This window comes from Helicobacter bilis ATCC 51630 (genome assembly GCF_000686565.1).
Classification (GTDB): Bacteria; Campylobacterota; Campylobacteria; order Campylobacterales; family Helicobacteraceae; genus Helicobacter_A; species Helicobacter_A bilis.
In genome coordinates this window covers 1-2,273 of sequence record NZ_JMKW01000097.1, presented here as the reverse complement: position 1 = coordinate 2,273, position 2,273 = coordinate 1, and the positions used below count along the sequence as shown (strand labels likewise).

Annotated in this window: 1 protein-coding gene; it reads right to left on the bottom strand. The window is 34.9% G+C overall.

The annotated features are described in order from the left end of the window. On the bottom strand, positions 1-2,273 hold a 2,273-nt coding region (locus tag T368_RS15975; RefSeq protein WP_034595268.1), incomplete at both ends, for a hypothetical protein.

The following is a 2,273-nucleotide window of genomic DNA, read 5'->3' as shown; positions in this document are numbered from 1 at the left end:
TTTATATCTTTATAATTCTTTAAAAGCTTCCCTGTATTAATACCACTTTGTTGTGCTATATCTTGCAAGGCATTCTCTACTACTGAATCTATCTCTTTATTTATAGCTTGTAAATGTTTGAAACTTGCATTTTTAAAATCTTTACTTCTTAATATATCATTGTAGTATTTGCGGATATTGAGTAAATCATCAATATTTAGATTTGGCTCTATGAACTCAAGCATATCATCATCAAAGCTTTTAATCCCCCTTGCTTGTAGCTTTTGTAGCATAGCGTTTATAGTCTGCCCTGCGTTTGTTACATGTGGGATACTCTCTTTTAAATCCATTAAAATATCAGCTATCTTTGTGCCAGTGCTACTAAAATTGATATTATCAAGTGTCCTTTTAATATCATATTCTACCTTACCATATCTATCCTTTAAGCCTTTTGCATAGCTAGAATCCATATCTTTAAACATTCTTTGCGTAAGGGCTTCACTCTCTATACTTTTTGCTACTTGTGCTGCTCTTTTATCTATAAATTGTCCAAAGTTTAGTGCAAGTGTTGGATTCTTAGCTAATACACCACTTAAAGCAGACTGCAAGGCTTCATTTTGACTTACAAAGCGTAAAAACTTCTCTCTTTCATGTCTTGTAGCCTTGCCCTCAAACATATCTTGCATTAAACTCATAATAGGACGATTAGATTCCATACTTGTAGTTTGAAAGCTTTCAAACTCTTTACTTAAGGCTTCTAGCTTGTCTTTACCTTTTGCCATACTCTCTTTATTGATAAATTTTTCATACTGCCAAGCGTTTTTAAGCCTTTCTAGCTTAGGAATGCTTGAATCACTCTTATAATCAGCAAGGCTTTTTCCATTTAGAAACTCTTTTTGTGCGGCTTCTTTTATAGCTTCTCTCTCGTTATTATCAAGTGCATTTTTAGCTAGAAAGTTTGTAACTGCATTTACATTGCCATTTGCTAGTTTTTGTGCTTCACTTATAGCTTTATTACCGATATTGCTTAATCCATCAAGGTTAGTATTTTTAATAGCCTTGTAGCCTTGCTTTATACCAGCTCCAGCACCTACTATAATAATATCCCCTGCTATGCTTAATGTAGCTGCTTCTGCTGCCCTTTTTAATCCGCCATCTTTATTTTTATAACCTGTCGTCCATGAGTTTATTTCTTCATCTGCAATAGCACCAGCCGCAGCACCCACAGCAGCTCCAGCACTAGAATATACTCCAGCCTTTGCAGCAGTCTGCAAATAATTTTTGCTCGGTTTTTTAAGTCCCCACCAAGCCCCACCTAAAGATGAAGTAATTTCTGCGGCACTATCATGTATTCCGTGCAGTATGCTTTCTAAAAAGCCTTGTTCTAACGCTTGATATTGGTCGCCCTTTCTTATAACTACCTGTCCGCTTCTTGTTAATGCTACTTCATCTACATCTTTAAAGTTATCATCTGTTTTTAAAATATATTCTAAATCATTAATATAGCTTTGTGCTAATTCCATATTTTTTTCAGGCTCTTTAAGAAGATTGAATACAAATCTGCCATAATCATGCTGATTTTTCATTGTCATAGCTTTAGAGATTAACTCATTATTTGCAAACGCTTTAGCAGGAGATTTATCATAAGCTTCTTTTACTTTACTTAAAGACTTTTGATAAGTTTCCCATTTCTTATCTTTATCTTTAGAATCTGCTTTTATGTAATCCAGTAAAGCTTCCTTTGTTTCATGTCTGTATATCTTAAAAGCCTCTTCACTTACTGCTAACTGCCCTTCAGTAATCCTAAACATTCTTACAAGCTCATCAGCTTCTGCCCCACGACCAACAACCTGCATACTAGCATTATTCTTTTGGTCTAATAGATTAATATCTCTAAGCTTTGTTTCTGTTTTATTATCACCAAATCTAGTAGTAGCCCAATCATATATCCCTTCTAACGAATCTGCTGCACTATCCCAAGTGTAAGCCTTAGCAAATAGTGCCATAGCACGCAGGGTATCTGTATTCATATTTGCTTTGTCCCAAGCCTTATCAAATTCTTTCATCGTTTCATCGAAATAATTAGGCTTTTCAAACTCTGCTAATGCTTTAGTATAATTCTCTAAGCTATCCTTATTTTTCTCTGCATTTTGTGCTATTTGTTTATCTAGCATTTCTCTATTGCCAAGTAAATCTAGGGAAGTCCCAGCATGTATGCCTTTTTCATATTGTTCCCTTGAATTTACTTGTGAGCCTGTATCATATTTGCCATGCAAAGCCCAATCTGTCGTGCC